The organism is Paenibacillus sp. OK003, assembly GCF_900109515.1.
Classification (GTDB): Bacteria; Bacillota; Bacilli; order Paenibacillales; family Paenibacillaceae; genus Paenibacillus; species Paenibacillus marchantiae.
Window position 1 is genome coordinate 1 of record NZ_FOBD01000044.1, and the last position, 1155, is coordinate 1155.

The 1155-nt window shown below is 41.9% G+C and carries 1 protein-coding gene; it reads right to left on the minus strand.

Translation table 11 applies throughout. From position 1 onward, the window contains the following. Nucleotides 1-164 precede the first annotated feature (164 nt). Nucleotides 165-917, minus strand: a complete 753-nt coding sequence (gene yaaA, locus BMW94_RS30055) for a peroxide stress protein YaaA (RefSeq protein WP_091002255.1) — start codon at nt 915-917, stop codon at nt 165-167. Between the last annotated feature and the right edge of the window lie 238 nt (nt 918-1155).

A 1155-nucleotide genomic window follows, 5' to 3' on the forward strand; every position in this document is an offset into this window, starting at 1 on the left:
TCTAAAGCCGCCACGTTCTCCCGGCTCCCCCCATCGTAAAACGACCACAAAAAAAGGCCAACCAGTAATTACTGGCTAACCTGATAATACGAAAAAGCCGCCATTTGGCGACTTTTGATTAAATAAATAGTTATCATTCTGATATGTGATCAGCGGACAACAGGCTACTGTCCATCTGAATATATAAATACATTATTACTCTCATCCGACTTCTCTTCTGAAAAAACAAAGTCTAACCGATCAAAGCTTCTGATATCCTTCACATCTGTAATCTTCCGCTCTGCCATATAACGTACCATCTCACCTCTGGCCATTTTGGCCCGTGTTGCCTTTTCAACAAGCTTCCCATCGACCATTTGTCCGAAGACACATGTAATGAACAGGGTTTCCTCACTCAGAAACGGCAAAATATTTTTGCTATACTCTTTGGAAGCCAGATTCAGAATACAGTTACTTTCCGCTTGAAGCTGATCTGCGAGTTTGCTACCCCAGAATTGATAGAGCGATTTGAAGCCTGGACCTTGCAACTTGCCCTGCATCTCCAACCGATAAGGGGTCACCCCATCCAAAGGCCGTAACATGCCATAAAAACCGGATAATATGCGCAAATGCTGCTCCAGATACGCCAGTTCCTCATTTTGAAAAACACCTGGCGACATATACTGATACTGAATGCCTTCATAGGCATAGATTGCTGGCGTCAGACTATTCTTTATATTCATATTCCGAATCCGCTCTACGTTCTGTTCGGCGATTGCATCGTTACACTTCCACATCGCTTTGAGTTCGTCATAGGATAACTTTTGAAGCAAACTAAGTAGCTGTTCTGACTCGTCTATAAACTGCGGCATCTGCGCAATAGCCATAAGATCTGTATCGATCTTCATCTTTTTAGCTGGTGAAATAATAATCCGTATCATGCTGATCCATCCTTAATCTACCGTTGTTTTTGTCGTTATCCATTGTACAGGATTAGACAGGCGAATCCAATGCCAAGGCTTAACTAAATCCCTCATAGTACCTTTGAAAAGACTCAAAATGAACAAGGTCAGCCCACGATTAAAATGTACCCTATAAGATAGACACTTTAAAAAAGGTCATCTTGTAGGGTATTTTTGTGTACAATGAATAAAAAAACGAGCGGTGGTCAAGCAG